The sequence below is a fragment of the Enterococcus sp. HY326 genome (assembly GCF_026157065.1).
Classification (GTDB): domain Bacteria; phylum Bacillota; class Bacilli; order Lactobacillales; family Enterococcaceae; genus HY326.
Map to the genome: position 1 here is coordinate 390,594 of NZ_JANLGQ010000004.1, position 23,136 is coordinate 413,729.

A 23,136-nucleotide genomic window follows, 5' to 3' on the forward strand; every position below is an offset into this window, starting at 1 on the left:
AAAACTGGGGAGGAAGAAGAAGTATGAAAAGAAGTAAGCATTTTGGTTTGCTGACCACTGCGGGAGCATTAACATTGCTATTGGCAGCTTGTCAGGGCGGGAACACGACAGATTCAGGGAGCCAAGAAAGTAACTCAAATGAAAACATCACCGAAAGCTTTACACAAACAGTTGTCAATGATGCTGACGCAATCGAAGGAGGAACCTTGGATGTTGCTGTAGCTTCTGATACACAATTTGTTGGATTATTTTCAGAAACATATTATACAGATGCGTATGATAATTATTATATGACACCATCTCATGAACCAATTTTTTCAAATGATGATGACTTTGTAATTACCGATGATGGTGTTGCAACGTTAGAGTTAGATGAAGAGAACAATACTGCTACAGTTACCTTGACAAAAGAACCAGTCTGGTCAGATGGTGAGCCTGTGACATCTGAAGACTTAGCTTATCCTTACGAAGTAATTGGTCATCCTGATTACACAGGTATTCGCTACGATTCTACTTATTCAAATATTGTAGGAATGGATGAGTATCATGCAGGAACAGCGGATACTATTTCTGGACTTACAATAGTTGATGATAAAACGATTCAAATCACATTTAAAGAAATGAATCCTAATATGTTGCAGTTAAGTGGTGGGATCAATGCTAGCGCAATGCCAAAACATGTTTTTGAAAGCATTCCAGTTGCAGATCAAGAACAAAGTGATGCAGTACGTACAAATCCAGTTACCTTTGGACCGTATTATATGAGCAGCATCGTAACAGGTGAATCTGTTGAATACTTACCAAATGAGTACTATTACCAAGGAACACCTAAATTGGATAAACTTGTGTTTACAAATGTATCAACTTCTTCAATTGTGGAGTCATTAAATTCTAAGACCTATGACTTAGTTTATTCAATGCCAACAGATAATTATCCAGATTACAGTGAAACAGATGGTTACCAAATGTTAGGTCGCGAGCAAATGGCTTATACTTACATCGGATTCAAATTAGGAACCTATGATACTGAAACTGGTGAAAATATTACTGATCCTAATGCTAAAATGTCAAATGTGAACTTACGCCAAGCGATGGGATATGCTGTAGATAACGATGCGATTGGTGAACGTTTCTATCACGGATTACGCTCTGGGGCCTCTACTCTAATTCCACCAGTTTTCCAAACTTTACACGATTCTAGTATTACAGGCTATACGTATGATCCTGATAAAGCCAATGAATTGCTAGACGAAGCAGGTTATGTTGATGTTGATGATGATGGAATTCGGGAAGATCCGGATGGTGAAAAGTTAACGATTAACTTCGCTTCAATGTCTGGTGGCGAAACAGCTCAACCATTAGCAGATTATTACATCCAACAATGGGAAGCTGTCGGTTTAGATGTTGAACTTACTTCTGGTCGTTTAATTGATTTCCAAGCCTTCTATGATCGTCTTGAAAATGATGACACTGAAATTGATGTGTTCCAAGGTGCTTGGAATACTGGGACAGCTCCATCTCCAGCTGGGTTATATGGCAGAACGGCTGCCTTTAACTACACTCGTTTTACTTCTGATGAAAACGATGAGCTTTTAGCTGCGATTGATTCACAGGCTTCGTTTGATGATGACGCCCGTGTTGATGCCTACTCAGCTTGGCAAGAATACATGGTAGAGCAAGCGGTTGTTATTCCAACGCTTTATCGTAACGAAATCTTACCAGTAAGTAACCGTGTTAAATCTTATACTTGGAACTACAATGAAACTGAAGATTACTTCACTATGGAACTAACTTCAGAAACACGCGACTAATCTATAATCTTTCAAATTCTAAAAGCTCGAAAGGAAATTTCTTTCGAGCTTTTAGTCTGCTCGGATAAGAAAAATCTGTGCTGAAGTATCAGTTGTTCTCGCATTGAAAAAAAATTAAAGATGTGTTGAAAATTCTCTGATTGATATTGAAAATTTTATAATCTAATATCGCTAAGTAAGATTTACCTAATATTTACAACTTTTGATTCAAAGCTAGTTGAACAAAAATCAGTAGAGATAGACTTGGATCACATACCTAAAAAAGAATCTCACAAGCTGCTGTTTAATCTTTAAACCAAGATAAAGTTCTTATGCTAAAAAGGAGAATCCCCATGTTTACCATAAAAATTGATAATGAGCTTACCTTAAAATTTCCTGACAAAAGTGATGCGGGCGGTTTGTTTGCCGTGGTTGAAGAAGACCGGCAAGAGTTGGGCCGCTGGATGCCTTGGGTTGCTGAAACTAAAACAGCAGCCGATGAGGAAAACTATTTAAAAATGTCTGCAAAAAAAATGATTGATGGCGAACTGTGGCTGGCGATTATTTTGGTGAATAATCAGCCGGTAGGCACTATCGATATCCACGGAATTGATTTGGTCAATCGCCAAGGGGAAATTGGCTACTGGCTTAGTCAAAAGGAGCAAAATCGCGGCATCGTCAGCCGAGCTTTAACCAAGGTCTGCGAAATTGCTTTTACCGAATTACAGTTACATCGTTTAGGGCTTATCACAGAAGCTGGCAATCTAAAAAGTCAAAGGGTCGCAGAAAAAAATGGCTTTGAATTGGAAGGAACTCTGAGAGGATTTATAAGAAATGAAACAGGCTTTGTCGATGCCCAATTGTTTTCAAAGATAAATTCTTTAGCGGTGGTGGTAGATGCGGATGCGTAAGCCTCAGCGCTTAAAACAAGGGGATAAAATTGCAATTGTCAGCTTGTCCTTTGGCATTTTAGGTGAACCAGAAGCAACTCAGCGGGTTGCAATTGCCACTGAGCGTTTAAAACAATTTGGTTTGGAACCGGTTTTTATGGAGCACGCCCTTAAAGGAATTGACTTTATTCAAGCTCATCCTGAAAAGCGGGCCGTCGATTTAAAGGCAGCCTTTGCAGAACCTTCTATTAAAGGGGTAATCTGTGCCATTGGTGGCGAAGATACCTTTCGGACAGTTCCCTTTTTACTAGAGGACGCAGAATTTAAAGAGTTAGTCACCAATCAGCCGAAAATTTTTTGTGGTTATTCTGATAGCACAATTAATCATTTGATGTTTTATAAATTAGGTCTGGAGACGTTTTATGGTCCGAGTTTCCTGAATGACTTAGGCGAAGAGACACCTGAGATGCTATCTTATACAAAAAGATATTTTAAAAACTTTTTAGCGGACTTTCCTGAAAGCAAAATGATTGAGCCCAGCCCAGTCTGGTATCAGGAGACCGATCCTAAATTGATAGAGCAAGCTGATTCCAAAGGCTTTGAGCTGTTACAAGGGGCAAAAAGTTTTTCTGGTAAGCTGTTAGGTGGCTGCTTGGACAGCTTAGCTGATTTAATCACAGGTGCCAATCAAGCCGAAGAAGCGGTTGTTAATCAAACTTATCAACTTTTTCCCGAGCTAAGAGAGTGGCAGGGGAAAATTTTATTTATTGAGATAGCCGCTGGTCAACCGAATCCCCAAGTGTTCACAGAAAAATTACAGGTACTCAAAGATTTCGGTCTGTTTCAAGTAATTGCGGGGGTGATTGTCGGTAAGTCGGCAAATGAATTTTTTTACGAAGAGTATCAAGCAAGTTTGAAAAAAATTGTCGCAAATCCGAAGCTACCGATTGTGACCAATGTCAACTTTGGTCATTGCGCACCTCGATGTGTTTTGCCATACGGGTTAGCGGTGAAGGTGGATACAGAAACGCAGAAAATTAGTTTTTTAGAAGAGACGTTTCAATAAAAACAGGTTTCCCAAAATTTTAATTTTAGGATGCCCAAAAAAATTTTTCTGAAAGCCAAAATGATTATATTTTTCAAATTTTCAACACTTGTTTCCAAAAAAGTAATACACTCTTAAAAGTTACTTTTTTTGGAGGGATTAGATGATTGAAGAACGCTCACGGGAATTGAGGCAGGCTGAGAAGGGTGCGATTATTAGTATTATCGCCTATATATTGGTCTCGATTGTCAAACTGGCAGTTGGAAATTTAGCAAATTCGGAGGCCTTACGAGCTGACGGTTTAAATAATGTGACGGATATTATTGCTTCGGTGGCGGTTTTAATCGGTCTGCGCTTAGCCCAAAAGCCAGCGGATGAGGATCATCGCTATGGCCATTGGAAGGCAGAAAATGTGGCTAGTCTAGTCACCTCGTTTATTATGCTGATGGTGGGGCTCGAGGTTTTTTATTCTTCCATCACTAATTTACTTTCTGGGAACACGCAAGCGCCAGACTTTGTGGCGGCAATTGTCGGTGTGGTCTCGGCTGTCTTTATGTATGGAGTTTATTTTTATAATAAAAAGCTTTCGCAAAAAGTTAATAGCTCGGCACTTTTGGCAGCGGCTAAGGATAATCGCAGTGATGCTTGGACAAGTATTGCAACAGCTGTGGCCGTGTTAGCCGCAACTTTTAATTTAGGTTGGATTGACAGTTTAGCGGCTGTTGGGGTAGCTGTTTTAATTTTAAAAACGGCCTTCGATATCTTTAAGGATAGTGTCTTTTCCTTATCTGATGGTTTTGATCAGACATTGCTGACTGATTATACCGAACGAATTGAAAACATTGTCGGGATTGAAGAAGTCTTGAATATTCGCGGTCGGTCTTACGGAGCCAATATTTTCTTAGATATCGTTGTGGCAATGGACCCGCAGATGACAGTGGCCCGCAGTCATCAAATCACGGATGAAATTGAAGAAATGCTGCGGCTAAACTGCGGTGTTTTTGATACAGACATCCATGTAGAGCCTTCAGAATAAAACTATAGATAACGATGAACTTGCTAGAGTGTGGAAAGTCTGTCAAGAAACTAGATTCGCAGTTTCTTGATAGCCCACTGCTCTAGCAATTTTTTTGAAAAAAATCTTAACACAATCAAACGACAACATAGCACAAAAAAACTAATTCCATGAAGAAAAATTTTCCTTGTAAAGTAGTCTACATTAAAAAAAATCTTTGGATCTGCTTTATTTTGTTGAAATTTTTCAGGAAAGATTGTTTTTTTAAAATAAAATGATAGGCTATAGGAGAGGGTTTGGAAAAAGCGTTTATTGGAGGAGAAAAATGAATCATTCAGAAAAGGTAGAAAGGTTTTTTAAGAAGACTAAAACTTGGAATATGGTGCTGTTAATTATTGTTGGTCTAAGTGCAATTATGGGAATTGCCAATATACCAACAACCTTAAATCCCCAAATGGCGGACATATCCAATCTACCAGAGGAAACCGTAGCTATCAGCGAGCAATTATTTGCTTTTCAAGATAGTCTTGTGGTAAAAGCTTATGCCATCATAACTTTATTAATCGATATTGCAGTTGTTGTGCTGCTGTTTAAAAATAATCGTAAACTAAATCAAGAAAAGTTGCCGAATACCATTCCTTATTATTTGCAGTTTGCTTTGGTCGTGGTGAATGTCATCTACACTTTAGTTTTAACTCCGCAAATTGATTTAGGAGATCCCAGCTTGAGTGGAGTCAGCAGTGTCTTGAGTATTTTTTCAGCAATTGGGGTTATCATTGGGTCTTTATTTGTGCTTGTCCCTGCCTTGATGGCTTTATTAAATTTGCGCAAGGTCAAAGGGGCTATTTTAGAAGCGGATATTTCCCGAGCTGAGCTAGAGGCTGAAAAAATTGTTCCAGAACCAGCGGCAGTTGTCGCAGCAGAAGAACTAAATGATGAGCTGAAAGCAGACGACAGCGTAACAGAAATTGTAAAAGAGTCTCAAGTAGAAGTTAAAACTGATGAGAAAGCGTCAGAACTAGCGGCTAAGACTAAACCAGCGAGCTCTCTAGCTGCGACTAGCGGAACTCGCAAAAAAGAGCCGCGTTTTTCGAAAAAGCAAAAAATAATTTTTGGTGTTTTGGCAGGAGTAGCTGCTATTGCGTTGCTTGTCGGTGGGATGATGGCTTTTATGGCTTCTCAAAATAATGAGGCTTCAGCGTTACCAAGTTATACCACCGCCGAGGTCACAATGGCTGACCCGTTAACCTTTAATGGGACTGTCGAGGCTGAACAAACTAGCGATGTTTATTTAGATGCAACTAAAGGCCGGATCAGTGAAATTTTAGTGGCAAATGGCCAAGAAGTTGCTGCTGGTACGCCCATCCTTTCTTATCAAAGTGATGAAGTGGCAGAACAAGTAAAAACAGCAGAACAGCAATTAAGTACTTTAAATTTACAAGCAACAAATGCGTCTGCTAGTCTGCAAAGTGCACAAACGCGAAAAAATGAAATTCAAGCTAATTTAACAACAGCCCGCAATCGTTTCAATGGGGCTGATGCGAATTCTCCTGAAGGCCAAGTGACTCGCCAAGAACAACAGGCTTTGATTGATCAATATACACAATCGATAACTGCTCAAGATGATGTCATTCAACAAGCGCAACAAGCAGTTGACGCTGCCAATTTAGAAGTCAGCAACGCGAACAGCAACGTCGAAGATTTGCGCAGTCGTGTAGCCACACAAGTCACTGCTGAAATTGACGGCATTGCGATTGTCAATGAAGAAGGTCAAATGAGTGCTACAGTACCTGTGATTCAAGTTGTCAGCAAGGCAACTGTCATTAAGACAACCGTTTCAGAATATGATTATCATCGGATTGTTGTTGGTAGAACAGTCACTGCTCGCGCTGTTAGCAGCGACCAATCGGTCAACGGTACAATTACCCAAGTTAATTTATTACCTGATGCAGCCGCGGCAGCCGCAGCTACGGGAGCGACTACCACAACAGCCAATTATACCTTCACGGTGAAACCAGAGAGTGACATGCAATATGGCTACAGCTGTCAAGTGACGTTACCGTTAGAAGAATTACGCATCCCTGCTTCAGCAGTTGTCACAGAAGGTGAGATGCAATTTGCCTATCAAGTGGTAGACGGTCAGGCAGTCAAAACGGCTATCACCGCAGAGGATCAATCTGGTGTGACTGTGGTCCGGGAAGGGCTAGAGCAAGGCGCACAAATTATCACCAATCCAGATGACCAGCTAACGGATGGTCTGGAAGTGATGGTGAATTAAATGATTGATTTAATCAATGTAAATAAATATTATAAAACCGACGAGGAAACACTCCATGTTTTAAAAGATATTAATCTACATGTTAACGCCGGTGAGATGATGGCGATTATGGGGCCTTCTGGTTCCGGAAAATCGACGTTAATTAATTTATTAGGTTTTATTGACCGGAAATTTGAAGGGGAGTACTTGTTTGAAGGGCAATCGTTGCTCTCGTCATCTGATGATGTCTTGTCAAAGGTTCGCAATCAGACAGTCGGTTTTGTTTTCCAAAATTTTAGCTTAATTGAAAATAATACGGTTTTTGAAAATGTTGAGCTGCCACTTTTATACAACGGCTATGGGCTGCATCAAACAAAGGAAAAAGTTTTGGCGGCTTTAGACAAAGTCGGCTTAAAAAATAAAGCCGACAAACATCCCAAACAACTTTCTGGTGGGCAGCAGCAGCGGGTAGCGATTGCACGAGCACTGATTAATCAGCCGAAATTTATTATTGCTGATGAACCGACGGGGGCTTTAGATACCCACACTTCAGCTGATATTATGAATTTATTCGTGGATTTGAATAAACAAGAGCAGTCCACGATTATTTTAGTCACCCACGACCCAGAACTAGTACCTTATTGCGATCGATTAATCAGCATTCGTGATGGTGCGATTATTGAGGATAAGGAGCTGATTCGATGAAATTTTACGTGAATTGGCGGACTGCCACCAAAGCGATTTTTAAAAATCGCAAACGCAGTATTTTGACGATGTTTGGGATTATTATCGGAATTGCAGCGGTTATTGCCATTTTAGCAATTGGTCGGGGCTTTGAGCGGGACACGATTCGTAGCCTGCAGGGCAATGATTCTGATCAGGTGACAATTCAAGTCAATTTTACTGCGACGGATGAAAGTATTTACAATAGCAATCTGAGTTTTTTTAATGACCAAGATCTCACGTTGATTGATAGTGTAGAGGGAGTTGCATCGGCAAAATTTCCTGAGCCGGATTATTCAATGATGCAGCAAAATTTAATGATTCAAAATGAAAGCCAATATAAAATGATTTCCTTAACGGAAGACAACAGCCGACCAGTCGAATTTGGCCGCAGCTTAACAAGCGAAGATGATCAAATTCGCAATAAAGTGCTAGTTGTTGATTCTCAAACTGCTGAGGATTTATACGGTAGTGCTGAAAATGCCGTAAACGGTGGAGTTACGATTAACGGTCAAGTCTTTACAATTGTCGGAGTCTTTCAAGCGGCGGAAACTGAAAGCATGTTTTCAATGATGGAAACCAATTTAGAAATTCCCCAAAGTAGCTATCTGTATTATTTTCCAGAAAATACAGATGCTTATGCGGTGAATGTCATCTTAGAAGACGGAGCAACTCCGGGAACTGTCACAACAGATGTTATCAAGCGTCTAGAAGACAGCGGCACGATGCGGCAATACGGCGACTATCAAGTTTTTGATACCGCCTTGCTGACAGATGGCGTTGGCCAAGTTTTAGGCACAATTACTTTATTTATTTCTGCTGTCGCCGGTATTTCTTTATTTATCGCCGGTGTGGGTGTTATGAATATGATGTATATTTCAGTCTCAGAGCGGACCAAAGAAATTGGGATTCGTCGAGCTTTGGGAGCCACCAAAAGATCCATTCGGATGCAATTTTTGTTGGAGGGGATGTCGCTAACCTTAGTTGGCGGGATTATCGGTTATATTATCGGGATTCTTTTGGCTTATTTAATCGGGTCATTAGTTGGGGTTTCGGTTTCGGTCGATTTATTTACCGTCACTTTGGCGGTAGGTGTCTCCAGTGCTATCGGCTTAATCTTCTCTGTGATGCCGGCTTCAGAAGCGGCCCGCAAAGATTTGATTGATATCTTGCGTTAATTCAAAAAAACTATGGCAAACAATTTTTCAAAATACTTTAACACTTGCTAGAAGATAATTTTTATTAGTAATGAAAATTATTACAAAACCACGCTAGCAGAGCTGACTTATGAGCTCTTTGTCAACAAGTTATTGAGGTATAAATTCAATAGAATCATGTAAGCGGCTAGTCAGCTTTGTTGCCTAGCCGTTTGTTTGTCCTTAGTTATAATCTTTAATTTATCTTAGCTAAAGTTTTGACACTGATGCTGCCTGGATGGCTTTGAAAATAGCTGTAAATAAAATTTTTCAACAGGCGCTCGTTCGCTGCATTTTGATATTCCGGCAGAAAAACCACTTGGCGAATATGGACAAAATTACCGGCATAGAGCTGAAGTGTCACTGCTGCAATCACCTTTTGTTCTTCTATAAGGGCAAAGGTCTGATACTTAGCTTCCCGATAAAAGTTTATCGGCTGGTGGAGGAGTTGCTTTCTTAAGGCAATAGCGGCAAAAAATTCTTGACTGTGGGGCTGACATTGAAGGGCGGTAATCATATGCATTCCTCCTCGCTAAATTAGTTTGTAGCTTAAAAAAATGGTACAGAACTTCCATGAAGAAAATAATGGTCAGACTTGTTTTTTCTATGAAGCTGCCTTAAGTTTTTCTAAAATTAAACCGTTATCGCTAATTTAATAAAAAATTATCGTCGATTTTTAGTTTATTAGTTGACTTAGAGTGAGGTTCATCAAGTAAAATAGAAGAGAAGAATTAATTCTGGGGAAATAGGGGGCGTTCGAATGGATGAGCAGATTTTTGATAAAATTCAGCAGTTAATTAATGAAGTGGAGAAGGTGGTCTTTGGTAAGCGGGAAATTATTCAAATGACGGTGGCTGCGTTACTGGCTGGTGGCCATGTACTATTTGAAGATATACCCGGCGTAGGAAAAACACAGTTGGTGAAGGCCTTGGCCAAGGCCGTTGAAAGCGATTATGCCAGAATTCAGTTTACTCCGGATTTATTGCCGAATGATATTTTAGGGGTTTCGATTTTTAATTCAGAAACCCATCAGTTTGAATTTCGTAAAGGCGCCATTTTTACCTCGATTTTATTAGCTGATGAAATTAACCGTACTACTCCTCGGACACAGGCCGCTCTGTTGGAGGCGATGTCTGAAGGTCACGTCACGATTGACAATCAAACCTATCCATTAAGTCCCCACTTTTTTGTTTTAGCAACGCAAAATCCAATTGAATATGAAGGTACCTTTCCTTTGCCAGAAGCACAACTGGATCGCTTTTTATTTCGTTTACATATTGGCTATCCTGATTATGAGAATGAGCTGCAGCTATTGTTAGGGGAAAAGCAGCAGTCTGTTGAGGATATCCGTCCGATTTTATCTGACCGAGCGCTGTCACAATTAAAAGAAACCGTTAAGCAAGTCTATATTGATGAGCAGGTTGCCCGTTATGCTCTTGATTTAGTTCGCAATAGTCGGCGCCACAATGCAGTGGAGCTCGGGATTAGTCCCCGTGGAGCGATTGCTTTTATTCAAGGTGCCAAAGCCTTTGCCCTGACCCAAAGCAGAATGTTTGTGACACCAGCGGACTTGCAAAAAATTATGCCTGCGGTCTTCGGTCATCGCCTTTTACTAAAAGGCGGGCTAGCCGCCAGCTCTGAAAAAAATGCTGAGGTGATGGAGCAAATTTTACAGCAGACAGCCGTTCCAGTGAGGCGCTAGTATGAAGTGGCTCAGGTTTTTCTTCAAACTGATTTTGACGCTGCTGCTTTTTGCTTTCTTGATTTTTTACGCAGCCGCCTTCAATACTCAAATCGGCTGGAGCCTGCTCTTTTTCTTTGGGCTATTGTTTTTGATTAATCTGTTGACGATTTTACCCTTTCTCAGAAAAATTACTTTCATCAGCCATGATTCAGTTTACAGTTACCGATTTCAGCCTTTAAAAATGGAAGTGCTCATCGAAAAAATGGGCAGTCGTTTGCTACCTTTTGGAAAATTGTTTATTAATTTTCCTGAGTGGAGTGATCAAACATGGCGAATCGTTGGCTACCGAGGTAAAAGACAACAGCTTGAAGTCACCATTCAAGCGAAAGAACGGGGAGTCTATCATGAGCTGCCCTTAAAAGTAACAGCGACCGATTTAGTTGAATTGTTCAGCAAGACGCAGCGCATTCAGATGAAGCAAGAATTAATTGTACTGCCGGAGGTTAAAGCAGAAGCGTATTTGTTATTACGCAATTTTAAAACTAGCCAAAAGTTGAGTCTGATTGGCGAAAATAATTTTTCCATCAAAAGCTATCGGGATTATCGTCCCGGGGATCCTTTAAAAAATATTGATTGGAAACTTTCCAGTAAAGAGCGCACCTTGGTTTATCGGGAACAGGAAATGGAGCGGCCCAGTGAGGTGGTCTTAGTTTTTTGGGGCCAAGCAGCTGCTGAGTTTGAGGAAAGCCTCAGCTGGTATTATTCGTTACAAAAATTATTGGCGCAAAATGCCAATTTTTACCAGATTATCGTCGGTCAGCAACTAAAAACCGGTACCTTAATTGAGACGGAAACATTTGCGACTATCAAGCCCTTCACTGAAACACCAGTGCTGCCAAAATTTAAAGGCAGCCAAGTCTTAGTCATCACGCCAGTTCAGACGCCTGAATTAGTGGCTTTCCTGCAAGAAAATCAGCGGCGGAAAAAAATTCAAGTCTTAGATATTAAACAAATCCAACAACTGACTGCAGTAGAATTACCAGAAAAAGGGGGCGAGGCCCGTGGTTAGATCCCGTTCCATCTTTGTCAACGGCGAAAAGCTAAAAGCAGATGGGCTCTTGGCTTTTTTAGCTTATTTAAGTGTTGCTACTGCCTTCACGGTTTTTTTACAGGCTTATTCCTTATCAGATAATTTTTTCGCTTTTACTTTTTTTGCAGTTGTTGCTGCCATGCTACTGCTGCTGAATAAAGTCTGGTTGAAATCTTTACTGGTGCTGGCAGCCCTTTTGTTTGGCTATCATCATTTTTTTCCTTACAATCTGCCAATTGGACTTACTTGGCTGATTCGTTTTAAGGATGGCCTTGACCAAGGCGTTGAACAGCTGATAAACTCTGGGGCCTATATTGGTGAAATTTTAGCGATGCTGCTCTTATTATTGCTTTCTATTTTACTTTTAGTATTATTCATTCATTTTAAAATTTTTTTCTTTGGTTACAGCCTGATGATTGGGTACCTTTTAATGACCAGTCTCTATCATCCTGGTTTAAATTTTACGCTGCAGGCCTTGATTATTGCCAGCTGCGGCATTCTTTCCGTTTTTTTAAAGAATAATTATTGGCAGGGGAAATACAAATTAACGTTGCTGTTGACCGGCATTGGTTTGACTTTGGTTATCTTTGCAGTTGCTGAGTATCTGCCTTCCACAGGCATCCGCAATTCATTAATGCTGACGACTGCAAATTTTCGGACGCAGCTGAATGCTACGGGATTTTATGATTTTGTCGGCAGCCAAGGAACTGCCAGTGTGTCCCGCATGGGTTTTAGTGAAGACGATAGCTCATTGGGAGGGCCGTTATTAGATGACAATGCAGAAATTTTTACAGCTCGCCAAGCTAGCAGTCATTATTGGCGGGTTGAAAGCAAAGATTTTTACTCAGGAGCCGGCTGGTTTGCCACTGAGGCTGAAAATGCCACTCATGTTGATCCCGCCAATTTATCGGTAAGCGATTATGATTATCAGCAGACATACGCTGAAGCGCAAACCATTGAACTTTCGTATACAAGCCAAGCCAGTTATCTAGCTCTACCCTATGGTGCCAATACTATTGCAATATCTAATCCAGGGGCGGCGGCCTATGTTCAAGAAGAAATTCGGAGGGTGGATGTTCAAAATTTAGCAGCACCGATTGCGGCAACAATCAACTGGCAGGATTTTTCATATAATGCCAGTGATTTAGAAAATGTTCATATTCAAACGCCTACAGATACTGCAGTTGATTATCTTCAGCTGCCGGAAAATTTGCCGAGTCGTGTTGGCGAGCTGGCCACTCAAGTGACGACTGATGTCTTTGGCTTATACAATCAAGTGCTTGCTGTGGAGGATTATTTAAAAAATTCCTCCACCTTCCGCTATTCAAAGGTCGATGCGGCAGTCATTGAAGAAGGGCAGGATTATGTCGATCAATTTCTTTTTGAAACACAGGTGGGCTACTGTGATAATTTTTCCAGTTCGATGGTCGTAATGCTGCGAACATTGGGGATTCCCGCCCGTTGGACCAAGGGCTTTGCTCCCGGTAGCCGCAGTCGTGATGGTGAAGATTATCTTTATACAGTAACCAATAACAATGCCCATTCATGGGTGGAGGTTTATTTTTCCGGTTTCGGTTGGCTGCCTTTTGAACCGACGCCGAGTTTTAGTAATCCAGATCGGCCGACAATAACAGAGGAAGCTGAGACACCAGAAAGTTCCGCTGAAGCAACACCTTCAGCCAGTTCCAGTAGCACGCAAGCAACAACTTCTACAACAAGTAGTCAAGTCAGTTCAGAAGAGTCAACGGAGGAGACAGCAGCGTCAAGCCAAAGAGATTATACTGATTTAGTTTATCTGGCAGCTGCTTTACTTTTGACGTCACTTGTAGCCTTGATTATCAGTTTTAATTGGTTGCTAATTCGACTGCGTCTTGTTTTGAATAAACCGCAGGCGCTGCTTGAAGGGTATCCATGTATTTTGAAAAAAGCTGAGAAAAAAGTTCCTCGTGAGCCATCAGAAACACTAATGGCTTATGCACAGCGTTTTGCTGAAGAAACGCAATTAGCAGACTTCGCCGTTGTAACTGAAGCATACGAAGCAGCATTATACGGTAGCGGGATAGAAAAAACTTCGCCAGAGACACGGCAATTATTATGGCAAGTTGCCAAGAAGTTAACCTATCCAAGAAAAAATAAAGAATAGCAGGTAAAGCATGATGGAGTTGAGAAGTTATCGGTATTTTTTAGCTATCGCCGAACAGGGCAATATCTCTAAAGCAGCTAAAAATTTAAATATTACCCAACCGACCTTGAGCCGCCAGCTAAAAGAGCTGGAGGAGGAATTAGGTGTCGAGCTGTTTCAAAGAGAACACAAGCAGTTAGTACTGACAGAGGCCGGGATTTTTTTACGGGAACGGGCCCAAGAAATTATCCAGTTGGCGGATAAAACGCAACAGGAATTTTTAGATCAGCGGCAAACGCTCTTTAGCGGAAAAATTTCGATTGGCTGCGTTGAGGCGGATAATTCCGATACTTTAGCGCTGATGCTGGAGGAATTTGTCGAAGATTATCCTCAGGTCAGCTTTGAAATCTTTAGTAGTACTGGTGAAGAAATTATCGAGAAGTTGGATTTAGGCCTACTGGATGTCGCCATCTTACTCAACCCGATTGCAACGGAAAAATATCACAGCGTTCTGCTGCCTAGAAAAGAAGTTTGGGGATTGCTGGTGGAAGGGACAAGTTTTTTAGCCAGTAAGAATACAATCACTCCAGAAGATTTAATTGGCGTGCCGCTATTAGTCAGTCGCCGCAGTGAAGTTCAGGAAATGGTAGCCAATTGGGCACATACTAAGATTAGTCAATTGAACATTAAGGGCGTGTACAATTTAATTTTTAATGTGATTGCCCTTGTTGAAAATCGAGTGGCCTCAGCGTTGGTGATTAAAGGCGCCACTAGCTATCACCATTCCGACGAGGTGAAATTTATTCCCTTGTCACCAAAAATTGAAACTGAATGTGTCTTCGTCTGGCGCAAGCATAAAGTGCAAGCGCCAGTCGTCAAAGAATTTATTCAACGGATGAACTATGCTTTCAAAGCATAGTTCTTTTTTTATGAAGTATTAGACCAAATGAAGATAGGAGACTATCATAAAGGAGTAGTAAGGACAATGGGAAATGGAGGTGATGTAGTCATGAGTGTGGTCATTTATTTTTCTAAAAGCGGCCATACAGCTGAGTTGGCCCAAAAGATTAGCCAGCAATTGTCAGCTGAAATTGCCGAATTAAAACCGGTTAAACCGTATCCTGAAAGTTATTCAGCGACAACTACAATTGCCGAAGCCGAAAAAAAGCAAAATTTACGGCCGGCCTTTCAACCTTTGCCGATTGATTTGGCCGAGCATCAGGAAATTTTTCTCGGTTATCCCATTTGGTGGGGCACCTTTCCGATGGTGGTGACGACTTTTTTAGAAAAAATGGTTTCCGCTAATCAGATTATTTATCCCTTTGCCACCCATGAAGGCAGTGGCTTAGGTGCTAGCATTGAAAATCTGCAGCAATTGCTTGCCGCCAGTCAAATCAAAACCGGTCTCGCCATTCGTGGCAGTAACGTCAGTCGCTCAGATCGGGCAATTGCCAATTGGCTGCATCAGTACCATTCAGATTGTTTTAAGAAATAAAAAATTTCGGAGGTTATAGTAATGAAAAACGAAGAAGTCAAAGACGGTATTATTTTTTCAGCAGGAGAACCCAACGATGCTTACGCCCAATATTTTATTGGCCAAAGTTATTTAAATAATTTAGTTACAGATCCCGATGTCAGTGTCGGCGTCGGCAATGTTACGTTTGAACCCGGCTGTCGCAATAATTGGCATATTCATAAAAATGGTTTTCAAATTTTATTAGTGACTGGCGGCGAAGGCTGGTACCAAGAAGATGGCCAGCCGGCGAGAAAATTAGTGCCGGGAGATGTTGTCGTTACCCATGATGGGGTTAAACATTGGCATGGCGCCGCTAAGGATAGTTGGTTTGAACATTTGGCTATCACTGCTGGTCAAGCAGAATGGTTAGAACCAGTTACGGATCAAATTTACGATGCACTTTAAGCAGATAGTTCAATTAAGAGAGGATGATTGATTATGGAAAAACAAACAGCAGGTAGAGATAATTTAGGTGAATTTGCACCGCAATTTGCAGCATTAAACGACGACGTACTATTTGGTGAAGTCTGGGCAAGGGAAAGTCAAATGTCCCCCCATGACCGCAGTTTAATTACCGTGGCTAGCTTGATGACCCAAGGTGTTCCCCAACTAGAAGCCCATTTAAATATTGCGAAGAAAAATGGTGTGACCAAAGAAGAAATCGTCGAATTAATTACCCATTTAGCCTTTTATACTGGCTGGCCTAAAGCCTGGTCTGCCTTCAATTTGGCAAAAGAAATTTATCAAGACTAAGTTAAATAATTTGCGCAACAAGATACAAAAAAATCGGAGAGTCGTCTGTAAGCAAAAATCATGTTACAGATTCTGGTAACTTCATGGTGCCAGTAGATTTTCTTAAACTATTTCAAGCCGGCTACTCGTCGGCTTTTTTTGTATGAAAAATAGTTTACCAATTGTTTATATTTTCCCATCTTTTTATTTAATCTCCCTTGTTAGACTAATAATGGACTATCAGTTAAGCTGTAGTATTCCATAGCTTGTTGAAAAGAGGTGGGCAAATGCAAAAGGGCCGGCGAAAAATTTTCTTAGTTTTTTTTATTTTTTCAGTGTTGTATGTTTTACCGGCTTTTGACTGGCAGCATCTTCAAATGGTAATTTTGCGGGGAGATGATTATGCTTTTCATTTTGGACGGATTTTTAGTTTGTTAGAGCAATTAAAAGCGACTGGGTGGCAACAGGAAGTAGCGGTTTTTGGTCATAGTCAGATTTTTTATGGTGTGAATCTTTTTTATCCACCGCTGACTTCAGTGGTACCGATTGCGGTCTTATCAGCTTTATTTCATTCAGTAATCACAGGGCTTTATCTGTATGTCATTCTGCTAACTTTTATCACTTTTTTAATCGCGTATTACACCGCCTGCTATTTGACTAAGCAGGCATTACCCAATTTGAATCGGCAGGCTAGACTTTTTGTGCCTTACATATTTTCACTGTTATATGGTTTTTCCCATTATCGTTTGATTTGTTTTTATGAACGGATGGCGCTGGGAGAATTTGTGGCACTCAGTTTTTATCCGTTAATCTTTGCTGGATTTTATAGCATTTTAAAAGACAACGGTCGTAAAAAACATTGGCTCGTGCTGGGAATGGTGCTCTTAGCATATACACACATCTTATCGTTAATTTTGGTTTCGTTAGTCTTAGGCTTAATGTTAATTTTTTACGGATGTAAAAAACAAGTCAATAAAAAAGTTATCAGCAATTTTATCCAAGCGGCATTGCTGGCGGGATTATTATCATCAGCCAGTCTAGTTCCGATGGTTTATCAAATGCTGACCATTGGAATTAATTCCGTTAAGACCTATGATTTGCAGCAGCAGGCCTATAATTTGTGGACGATTCTAGCCAATTCTTTGGATAATTATCTTGGTTATATGAGCTTTGGTCTAGTAATTTCAGTAATTTTAGGTAGTTGTCTATGGAGTTATTTCAAGAGCCCGACAAATATTTTGCGGCAATCTAGCTTTCTTAAAAATTGTTTCGGCTGGTCGCTAGTTTTTTTCATCAGTTTGACGACCTTCTTTCCGTGGCAGTTTTTTCAAAATACGCCACTAATTTTAATGCAGTTTCCGTTTCGTTTGATGCCCTTTTTAGGGATTTTTAGTTATTATTTAGGAGCGGTTCTCTTGTCTGATTGGCTTGTAAAACGACACTCAGCAACACGGCGCCTGCCAGTTCTACTGGCGACGCTCTTAGCAGTGCTGGCGATTGTCAGCGTCGAAAATTTGATTCAAATTCGCGATCCGGCTAATTTAATGTTGTCACAAAAGCAAGTTGAGGCGTCACAACATTATCAAGACTATCAAAATCGTGATTATCTGCCGAAGGACTTAAATAAAACCGAAAAAAGGAATATTTTAGAGAAAGTTGGTTTTATTAATCAACAGGAAACTGTGATGGATTATCAAGGTAATGCAAGCGGGATTGAACTAGATTTAACTTTGACAGCGACAAAAAACTATGTTGTTACACCGGTGATTGCCTACAGCGGCTTAGTAGTGATTGATCAGCATCAGCAGAAGGTCAAGACGGTTGTCTCTGACAGCAAAACAATTGGCTTTGATTTACCAGCAGGCCAGTATCAATTGCAAATCAGCTATCAAGAACCCTGGATCCATAAAGCAAGCGAAGCAATTTCTGTGCTTACTTTAGTTGGCTATAGTTTTTATCTTATAAGAAAAAGAAAAAAAGAAATCCCTTGACAAAAGTTCGGTACCTAACTATAATCATTTTAGATTTAAGTTAGGTGCCGAACTTATTTAAATTGAAAGAAGGAATTTTTGATGAGTAAATTAACCGATCAACTAATGAAACAGCTGCGCTTTGTTGGCTTAGCGAGTAATCAATTTGTCAGTTTAAAGGAAGAAAATCTCTCCGGACAAAAACGAGTGCTACAGATATTGTCTGAAGAAGATGGTTTAGTTCAAAGCCAGTTAGCCGAGATTTTAGATATTCGTCCTAGTTCATTAGCAGAAGTCTTAAAGAAAATGGAAACCGCCGGCGATATTTACCGCCAAGAAGATGAGCAGGATAAGCGAATCAAGCGAGTCTATTTATCTGAGGCGGGTCGCAAAAAAGCAACCGCCGTTACCAATGGACAAAATCGCAGTGAAGCCTTTTTTAAAGGCTTGAACGAAGCGGAGCAATTAGAATTTCAAGAGCTGTTGGAAAAAATTCCAGAAGGCTGGGAGGAAAAATTTCAACGAGAAGCGCCCCGTTTTATGGACCCACTGGATCGTTTGCAGATGATGCAAAATTTCCGTCAGCAGTTTGCAGACCAATGGGGACAAGATTGGGACCAACTGAGCCCGGAAGAATTTCGTAAATTACGAAAAAATATGCGTCATGAGATGAAGCAACAGGCCTTCCAGCATCGTCGAGAAATGAAAGACTTTGGCCACAACTTCGGTCGTCAATTCCCAGGTAATTTCTGGGGCAACCCAGAGGATTGGCAAGAATATTCCGGTTCATTTGATAAGAAGAAACCTGTGGACAAGGATTCCGACGACGAGTGGCAAGATTTTTAAGAATTTGAAGAAAAGCTGTGATGGAATCCTTGAGAGTATTTTTCGGCTATTGGAGATTAATTTAAGATTCATTAATTATTGAAGGGAATTACTTTGTGTACTAAAAATTAGAAAGTCTTTCAGCCTTTTCAAAATGAATTTTGGTAGAATCTCTTAATCGAAAAATTAGTTCTAGGCTTTAATGTGCAGTTTCAGGTCAAGCGGCAAAAAAGCAGCTTGATTGACTAGGAGGATAAGTAAAATGGCAGACAGAGGAATTGTCGTAAAGGAAGAAATGCCAAAGGAAAAAGTCATTAAGATTGGTGATTTTTTAAAATTTATTAACAGTGTCAACCCACGAAAATCTTTATTTCTACTAGGGATGCTCTTAAGTTTGGTGACTTCCGGTGCCAGTCTAATAGTACCCCAGCTGACAAAAGGTTTGGTCGATACCAGTGTCTTAACTAGAATTGATACAAAAATGTTGATGACACTTTTGCTGGCCTTTGTTGCTCAATTAGGCTTTGGGACTTTAGGAGGCTTTTTCCTCCGTTATGTTGGAGAAGAATCTGTCAAGAAGTTGCGGGAAAATTTGTGGGACCATTTGTTGCGCTTGCCGGTAGGCTATTTTGATGAAAATAAATCCGGTGAGAGTAGCTCCCGCTTAGTGAATGATACTTCCGTTATCAAAGATTTAGTGACCTCGCAATTTCCTAATTTTATCACCGGTGGCATTCAATTGGTGGGCTCATTAATTATTTTAGTCTGGATGGATTGGAAAATGGCGGCTTTAATTTTTACCGCAGTTCCGCTAATCGCCTTAATTATGTTGCCAATTGGCCGGATGATGTCAAAAATCGGCCGGCAATTACAAGCTGCTACAGCGGAGTTTAATGGCGAGGCCAGTGAAAAATTATCGGAGATTCGTTTAATTAAATCTAGTAATGGTGAAACTTATGAAGAACATAGCGGTCGTCGTTTTATCGATAAAATTTTTAAATTAGGGATTAAAGATGCCAAGATAGAAGCCGTTTTGCAACCGATTATGATGACTGTGATGTTGGGGCTATTTGTCGGAATTCTTGGTTATGGAGCCGTCAGAGTACAGGCCGGCACATTAACCAGTGGTGAACTGGTGGCATTTTTACTGTATCTCTTTAATATTATTGCACCAGCCACCAGCTTTGCCTTATTCTTTTCTCAATTGCAAAAAGCGATGGGAGCCACGCAAAGAATTGAACAAATTTTACACACACCGCTAGAACCAGTCGGTGCTGGTGAAGATTTTGATGTGGTTGGTCAAAAATTGCAAGTCAAAGATTTATCCTTTTCATATGATGCACTGCATCCGGTTTTAGAAAATATTTCCTTTGAAGCCAAGCCCAATACAGTGGTCGCTTTTGCAGGGCCGAGTGGCGGCGGTAAGTCGACGATTTTTGCTTTATTGGAACGATTTTATCAACCTACCAGTGGTACAATCTTAATCGGTGATGAAAATGTGGCGGCCCTTGACTTGACAGATTGGCGCTCGCAAATTGGCTACGTTTCACAAGACAGTGCGGTTTTTGCTGGCAGTATCCGTGATAATTTACAATATGGTTTGGACAAAGAATTGTCAGAAGAGGAATTATGGCGGGGCCTAGAGCTAGCCTATGCCGATCAATTTGTCAAAGATTTTCCTGAGCAATTGGAAACAGAAATCGGTGAACGGGGCGTTAAATTATCCGGTGGTCAAAAACAACGAATTGCCATCGCCCGAGCCTTTTTACGAAATCCCAAAATATTGATGTTGGATGAAGCAACTGCCAGCTTAGACTCCCAGTCTGAAGAGAAAGTTCAGCGAGCTTTGGATTCCTTGATGGAGGGGCGCACAACTTTAGTAATTGCCCATCGCTTGTCTACCATTGTAGATGCTGACCAAATCTATTTCATTGAAAAAGGGCAAGTCACAGGACATGGCACTCATACAGAATTAATAGCCAGTCATCCCCTTTATAGCACATACGTACAAGAACAAATTGTTAATGCATAAAAAAGGTTACAACATAAAGTAAGCCAGAATTTTTCGAAGCAGCCTTGACTGGACTGCTTCGCTCGTAAATTTGCGATAAAGAATTGCTATCCGCAAATTTATAAGCGAAATCGAAAAATTTTATCAATCTACTTATGTTGTAACCTTTTTTTAAAACTTATCTAATGTTGCCATATCTTCAGGGGTGATTTCAAAATCGACTTTGGCGTTGTCGATAATATATTTTTCGTGAACTGATTTTGGTAAAGGTAAGATATTTTTTTCCAGTAGGTAACGGATTGCTAACTGAGGAATACTCTTGTCATACTTATCGGCAATGGCTTGTAATTCAGTATTGCCTAACAAACGGCCAGTGCCAATTGGTGAGTAGCCTTCAACTAAGACATCATTGTCTTGGCAAAAAGCCACCAGTTCATCATCCGTTCGACCAATGTGATAGATAAATTGATTGGCCATTGGCTTCATCGTGCCGTGGTCAAAAATATTTTGCAAATCATCAATACTAAAATTAGAAACGCCGATTGCTTTGACTTTGCCATCTGTGTAAGCTTCTTCTAAAGCCCGCCAAACCTCTAAATTTTCTTTTTTAAAATCATTGTCACCGCTGTCCCGCATCAAAGACCAAGGGCGAGGGGCATGAATCAAAATCAAGTCAATATAACCAAGGTCCAATTCCTTCAAAGAATTATCAATGCTTTTCACAGCTTCTTGATAAGTTTTTAATTCAGCAGGTACTTTAGTAGTGATGTAAACTTCTTCCCGTGGTAAACCAGATTCTCTTACCGCTTTACCGACTGCGTCTTCATTGTGGTAAGCTGCCGCTGTATCAATGTGGCGATAACCGTTTGCTAGAGCAATTTTTGAAGCTTCATAGGCTTCTGCTACACTGGACTGCCAAGTGCCTAAAGCCAGCTTTGGAATTAAGTTTCCATTGGCTAAACGAAAATTTTCTGTTAAGACTGTCATATAAATCCCTACTTTCAATTTTAGTTACAATTTAAGTATAAAACTTAGAGTGGGCTATAAGTCAATTGTTTTGATTGGATTTAATCATCTAATAAGAACCGCTCAAAGACATCATTCCCCAAAAACAAGCCTTCCTCTGTTAGAGCCAGATAATCCTCTCGTTGCATTAATAAATTTTCTTGAATTAATTCTTCAATCACCAGTCCATAAACTGAATCCAGTGACACTTGAAATTTTTCAGCGAAATGCGCTGGTGAAATGCCTTGGCGTTTTCGCAATCCTAAAAACATTTCTTCTTCCATCTGGTTAGTGCGACTCAACTTTTCTTCTTCACGAATCGGTAGCTGATTGTCTCGTAAAGGCGCTAAATAGTGCTGAATCGGGCCGTGATTTTTATAGCGGATATTGCCGAGATAACCACTGGCACCTGCTCCCAGACCGAAATAATGTTCGTTGTTCCAATAAACTAAGTTATGCTGGCTTTCCTTGCCGGGAATTGCAAAATTACTAACTTCGTATTGTTGCCGATTGCCACTTGCCATCAGTTCAATCGTCTCGGCAAACATTTGACTTTCAATATCTTGATCTGGCAATTCCAGCCGACCTTGCCGTACCCAATTCATAAACATGGTTTTATTTTCTAAAATTAAGGAATACAAGGAGTAATGGGGCAAATCCAATTCAATTGCCCGCTTTAAGGTATCACGAAAGCTTTCCAAGGTTTGTCCCGGCAGCGCATAAATCAAATCGATGCTAACATTTTCAAAATTTTCCTTTTCTAAAAAGGCCATCGTTTCATAGACATCAGCAGCGGTGTGTTTGCGACCAATTTTTTTCAGTAATTTATCATCAAAGGTTTGTACGCCCATCGATAAACGGTTGACGCCGTAATTTTTCATCACCTGTAATTTTTCTTGAGTTAAATCACCCGGATTAGCTTCAACAGTAAATTCATTTTGATCATTGAAGGGCAGCAGCTCTCGCACACCGGATAACAAGCGATCCAATTGTTTTGCTGAGAGGGAAGTAGGCGTTCCGCCACCAATATAGAGAGTAGCCATTTCTTCAACAGGGAAGCGCGCTTTCGTCAATTGAATTTCTTTTAGTAATGCTTCAATATATTCATCAACTGGCTGGCCCTCTAGAAAAACTTTATTAAAGTCACAGTAATAGCAAATATGCTCGCAAAAAGGAATATGTAAATAGGCCGAGACCGGTTGTAAAATTTTTTTTGTTTCCATCATTTGGACTCCTCGTGGTTCAATTTCTTTGTAAATAGTATC

At 40.4% G+C, this 23,136-nt stretch carries 20 protein-coding genes; 17 read left to right on the forward strand and 3 right to left on the reverse strand.

Annotated features, from left to right (window positions below; genetic code table 11):
• The first annotated feature begins 23 nt into the window (after positions 1–23).
• The 7 genes from ORH16_RS12510 to ORH16_RS12540 all read left to right on the forward strand — a co-directional run bounded on the left by ORH16_RS12510 (position 24) and on the right by ORH16_RS12540 (position 8,898).
• Positions 24–1,811 carry an oligopeptide ABC transporter substrate-binding protein gene (locus tag ORH16_RS12510; RefSeq protein WP_265459171.1) on the forward strand — a complete coding sequence of 596 codons (1,788 nt, stop codon included), beginning with the start codon at positions 24–26 and terminating at the stop codon, positions 1,809–1,811.
• Positions 1,812–2,143: 332 nt separating this feature from the next.
• The gene (locus ORH16_RS12515) at positions 2,144–2,701 is read left to right on the forward strand and encodes a GNAT family N-acetyltransferase (protein ID WP_265459172.1); all 558 of its coding nucleotides are present in this window, start codon (positions 2,144–2,146) and stop codon (positions 2,699–2,701) included.
• The gene (locus ORH16_RS12520) at positions 2,694–3,746 is read left to right on the forward strand and encodes a S66 family peptidase (RefSeq protein WP_265459173.1); all 1,053 of its coding nucleotides are present in this window, start codon (positions 2,694–2,696) and stop codon (positions 3,744–3,746) included. Before ORH16_RS12515 ends, ORH16_RS12520 begins: the two co-directional genes overlap by 8 nt.
• Positions 3,747–3,888: 142 nt before the next feature.
• Entirely contained in the window at positions 3,889–4,761 is an 873-nt protein-coding gene (locus ORH16_RS12525) for a cation diffusion facilitator family transporter (RefSeq protein ID WP_265459174.1), read from the forward strand.
• A gap of 304 nt (positions 4,762–5,065) precedes the next feature.
• Complete coding sequence (locus ORH16_RS12530; protein ID WP_265459175.1) at positions 5,066–7,018, forward strand: hypothetical protein; 1,953 nt, start codon at positions 5,066–5,068, stop codon at positions 7,016–7,018.
• The gene (locus tag ORH16_RS12535; RefSeq protein ID WP_265459176.1) at positions 7,019–7,702 is read left to right on the forward strand and encodes an ABC transporter ATP-binding protein; all 684 of its coding nucleotides are present in this window, start codon (positions 7,019–7,021) and stop codon (positions 7,700–7,702) included.
• Positions 7,699–8,898 carry an ABC transporter permease gene (locus ORH16_RS12540; protein WP_265459177.1) on the forward strand — a complete coding sequence of 400 codons (1,200 nt, stop codon included), beginning with the start codon at positions 7,699–7,701 and terminating at the stop codon, positions 8,896–8,898. The genes ORH16_RS12535 and ORH16_RS12540 overlap by 4 nt, the downstream gene beginning before the upstream one ends.
• Before the next feature lie 214 nt (positions 8,899–9,112).
• Here the strand turns inward: ORH16_RS12540 and ORH16_RS12545 are convergent, their stop codons facing one another.
• Complete coding sequence (locus ORH16_RS12545) at positions 9,113–9,433, reverse strand: hypothetical protein (protein WP_265459178.1); 321 nt, start codon at positions 9,431–9,433, stop codon at positions 9,113–9,115.
• 243 nt (positions 9,434–9,676) lie between these two features.
• On the opposite strand from ORH16_RS12545, the gene ORH16_RS12550 reads away from it, so the two are divergent.
• The 10 genes from ORH16_RS12550 to ORH16_RS12595 all read left to right on the forward strand — a co-directional run bounded on the left by ORH16_RS12550 (position 9,677) and on the right by ORH16_RS12595 (position 20,887).
• The gene (locus ORH16_RS12550) at positions 9,677–10,618 is read left to right on the forward strand and encodes an AAA family ATPase (protein WP_265459179.1); all 942 of its coding nucleotides are present in this window, start codon (positions 9,677–9,679) and stop codon (positions 10,616–10,618) included.
• Between the two features lies 1 nt (position 10,619).
• A complete protein-coding gene (locus ORH16_RS12555; RefSeq protein ID WP_265459180.1) occupies positions 10,620–11,669 on the forward strand; it encodes a DUF58 domain-containing protein in 1,050 nt (349 codons plus the stop codon).
• On the forward strand, positions 11,662–13,833 hold the full coding sequence (locus tag ORH16_RS12560) for a DUF4129 domain-containing transglutaminase family protein (RefSeq protein ID WP_265459181.1): 2,172 nt from the start codon (positions 11,662–11,664) through the stop codon (positions 13,831–13,833). The genes ORH16_RS12555 and ORH16_RS12560 overlap by 8 nt, the downstream gene beginning before the upstream one ends.
• Positions 13,834–13,846: 13 nt before the next feature.
• Positions 13,847–14,731, forward strand: a complete 885-nt coding sequence (locus ORH16_RS12565) for a LysR family transcriptional regulator (protein ID WP_265459238.1) — start codon at positions 13,847–13,849, stop codon at positions 14,729–14,731.
• Positions 14,732–14,797: 66 nt separating this feature from the next.
• A complete protein-coding gene (locus ORH16_RS12570) occupies positions 14,798–15,307 on the forward strand; it encodes a flavodoxin (RefSeq protein WP_265459182.1) in 510 nt (169 codons plus the stop codon).
• Positions 15,308–15,328: 21 nt separating this feature from the next.
• The gene (locus ORH16_RS12575; RefSeq protein WP_265459183.1) at positions 15,329–15,733 is read left to right on the forward strand and encodes a cupin domain-containing protein; all 405 of its coding nucleotides are present in this window, start codon (positions 15,329–15,331) and stop codon (positions 15,731–15,733) included.
• A gap of 33 nt (positions 15,734–15,766) precedes the next feature.
• Positions 15,767–16,081 carry a carboxymuconolactone decarboxylase family protein gene (locus ORH16_RS12580; RefSeq protein ID WP_265459184.1) on the forward strand — a complete coding sequence of 105 codons (315 nt, stop codon included), beginning with the start codon at positions 15,767–15,769 and terminating at the stop codon, positions 16,079–16,081.
• A gap of 266 nt (positions 16,082–16,347) precedes the next feature.
• Complete coding sequence (locus ORH16_RS12585; RefSeq protein WP_265459185.1) at positions 16,348–18,051, forward strand: hypothetical protein; 1,704 nt, start codon at positions 16,348–16,350, stop codon at positions 18,049–18,051.
• An 81-nt stretch (positions 18,052–18,132) separates the two neighbouring features.
• Positions 18,133–18,876, forward strand: coding sequence for a MarR family winged helix-turn-helix transcriptional regulator (locus tag ORH16_RS12590; protein ID WP_265459186.1), 744 nt, complete (start codon positions 18,133–18,135; stop codon positions 18,874–18,876).
• Positions 18,877–19,150: 274 nt separating this feature from the next.
• A complete protein-coding gene (locus ORH16_RS12595) occupies positions 19,151–20,887 on the forward strand; it encodes an ABC transporter ATP-binding protein (protein ID WP_416207863.1) in 1,737 nt (578 codons plus the stop codon).
• A 150-nt stretch (positions 20,888–21,037) separates the two neighbouring features.
• On the opposite strand, the gene ORH16_RS12600 is transcribed toward ORH16_RS12595, so the two are convergent.
• Positions 21,038–21,853, reverse strand: a complete 816-nt coding sequence (locus ORH16_RS12600; protein ID WP_265459188.1) for an aldo/keto reductase family protein — start codon at positions 21,851–21,853, stop codon at positions 21,038–21,040.
• An 80-nt stretch (positions 21,854–21,933) separates the two neighbouring features.
• The gene (gene hemW / locus ORH16_RS12605; protein WP_416207858.1) at positions 21,934–23,097 is read right to left on the reverse strand and encodes a radical SAM family heme chaperone HemW; all 1,164 of its coding nucleotides are present in this window, start codon (positions 23,095–23,097) and stop codon (positions 21,934–21,936) included.
• Positions 23,098–23,136: the final 39 nt, after the last annotated feature.

Bases quoted from the DNA above. Each gene is read 5' to 3' on its own strand.
- ORH16_RS12565 (WP_265459238.1), top strand. From the start codon at position 13,847: ATGGAGTTGAGAAGTTATCGGTATTTTTTAGCTATCGCCGAACAGGGC.
- ORH16_RS12515 (WP_265459172.1), top strand. From the start codon at position 2,144: ATGTTTACCATAAAAATTGATAATGAGCTTACCTTAAAATTTCCTGAC.
- ORH16_RS12535 (WP_265459176.1), top strand. From the start codon at position 7,019: ATGATTGATTTAATCAATGTAAATAAATATTATAAAACCGACGAGGAA.
- ORH16_RS12580 (WP_265459184.1), top strand. From the start codon at position 15,767: ATGGAAAAACAAACAGCAGGTAGAGATAATTTAGGTGAATTTGCACCG.
- ORH16_RS12570 (WP_265459182.1), top strand. From the start codon at position 14,798: ATGGGAAATGGAGGTGATGTAGTCATGAGTGTGGTCATTTATTTTTCT.
- ORH16_RS12555 (WP_265459180.1), top strand. From the start codon at position 10,620: ATGAAGTGGCTCAGGTTTTTCTTCAAACTGATTTTGACGCTGCTGCTT.
- ORH16_RS12530 (WP_265459175.1), top strand. From the start codon at position 5,066: ATGAATCATTCAGAAAAGGTAGAAAGGTTTTTTAAGAAGACTAAAACT.
- ORH16_RS12520 (WP_265459173.1), top strand. From the start codon at position 2,694: ATGCGTAAGCCTCAGCGCTTAAAACAAGGGGATAAAATTGCAATTGTC.
- ORH16_RS12585 (WP_265459185.1), top strand. From the start codon at position 16,348: ATGCAAAAGGGCCGGCGAAAAATTTTCTTAGTTTTTTTTATTTTTTCA.
- ORH16_RS12575 (WP_265459183.1), top strand. From the start codon at position 15,329: ATGAAAAACGAAGAAGTCAAAGACGGTATTATTTTTTCAGCAGGAGAA.
- ORH16_RS12525 (WP_265459174.1), top strand. From the start codon at position 3,889: ATGATTGAAGAACGCTCACGGGAATTGAGGCAGGCTGAGAAGGGTGCG.
- ORH16_RS12600 (WP_265459188.1), bottom strand. From the start codon at position 21,853: ATGACAGTCTTAACAGAAAATTTTCGTTTAGCCAATGGAAACTTAATT.
- ORH16_RS12550 (WP_265459179.1), top strand. From the start codon at position 9,677: ATGGATGAGCAGATTTTTGATAAAATTCAGCAGTTAATTAATGAAGTG.
- hemW (WP_416207858.1), bottom strand. From the start codon at position 23,097: ATGATGGAAACAAAAAAAATTTTACAACCGGTCTCGGCCTATTTACAT.
- ORH16_RS12590 (WP_265459186.1), top strand. From the start codon at position 18,133: ATGAGTAAATTAACCGATCAACTAATGAAACAGCTGCGCTTTGTTGGC.
- ORH16_RS12540 (WP_265459177.1), top strand. From the start codon at position 7,699: ATGAAATTTTACGTGAATTGGCGGACTGCCACCAAAGCGATTTTTAAA.
- ORH16_RS12595 (WP_416207863.1), top strand. From the start codon at position 19,151: ATGCCAAAGGAAAAAGTCATTAAGATTGGTGATTTTTTAAAATTTATT.
- ORH16_RS12510 (WP_265459171.1), top strand. From the start codon at position 24: ATGAAAAGAAGTAAGCATTTTGGTTTGCTGACCACTGCGGGAGCATTA.
- ORH16_RS12545 (WP_265459178.1), bottom strand. From the start codon at position 9,433: ATGATTACCGCCCTTCAATGTCAGCCCCACAGTCAAGAATTTTTTGCC.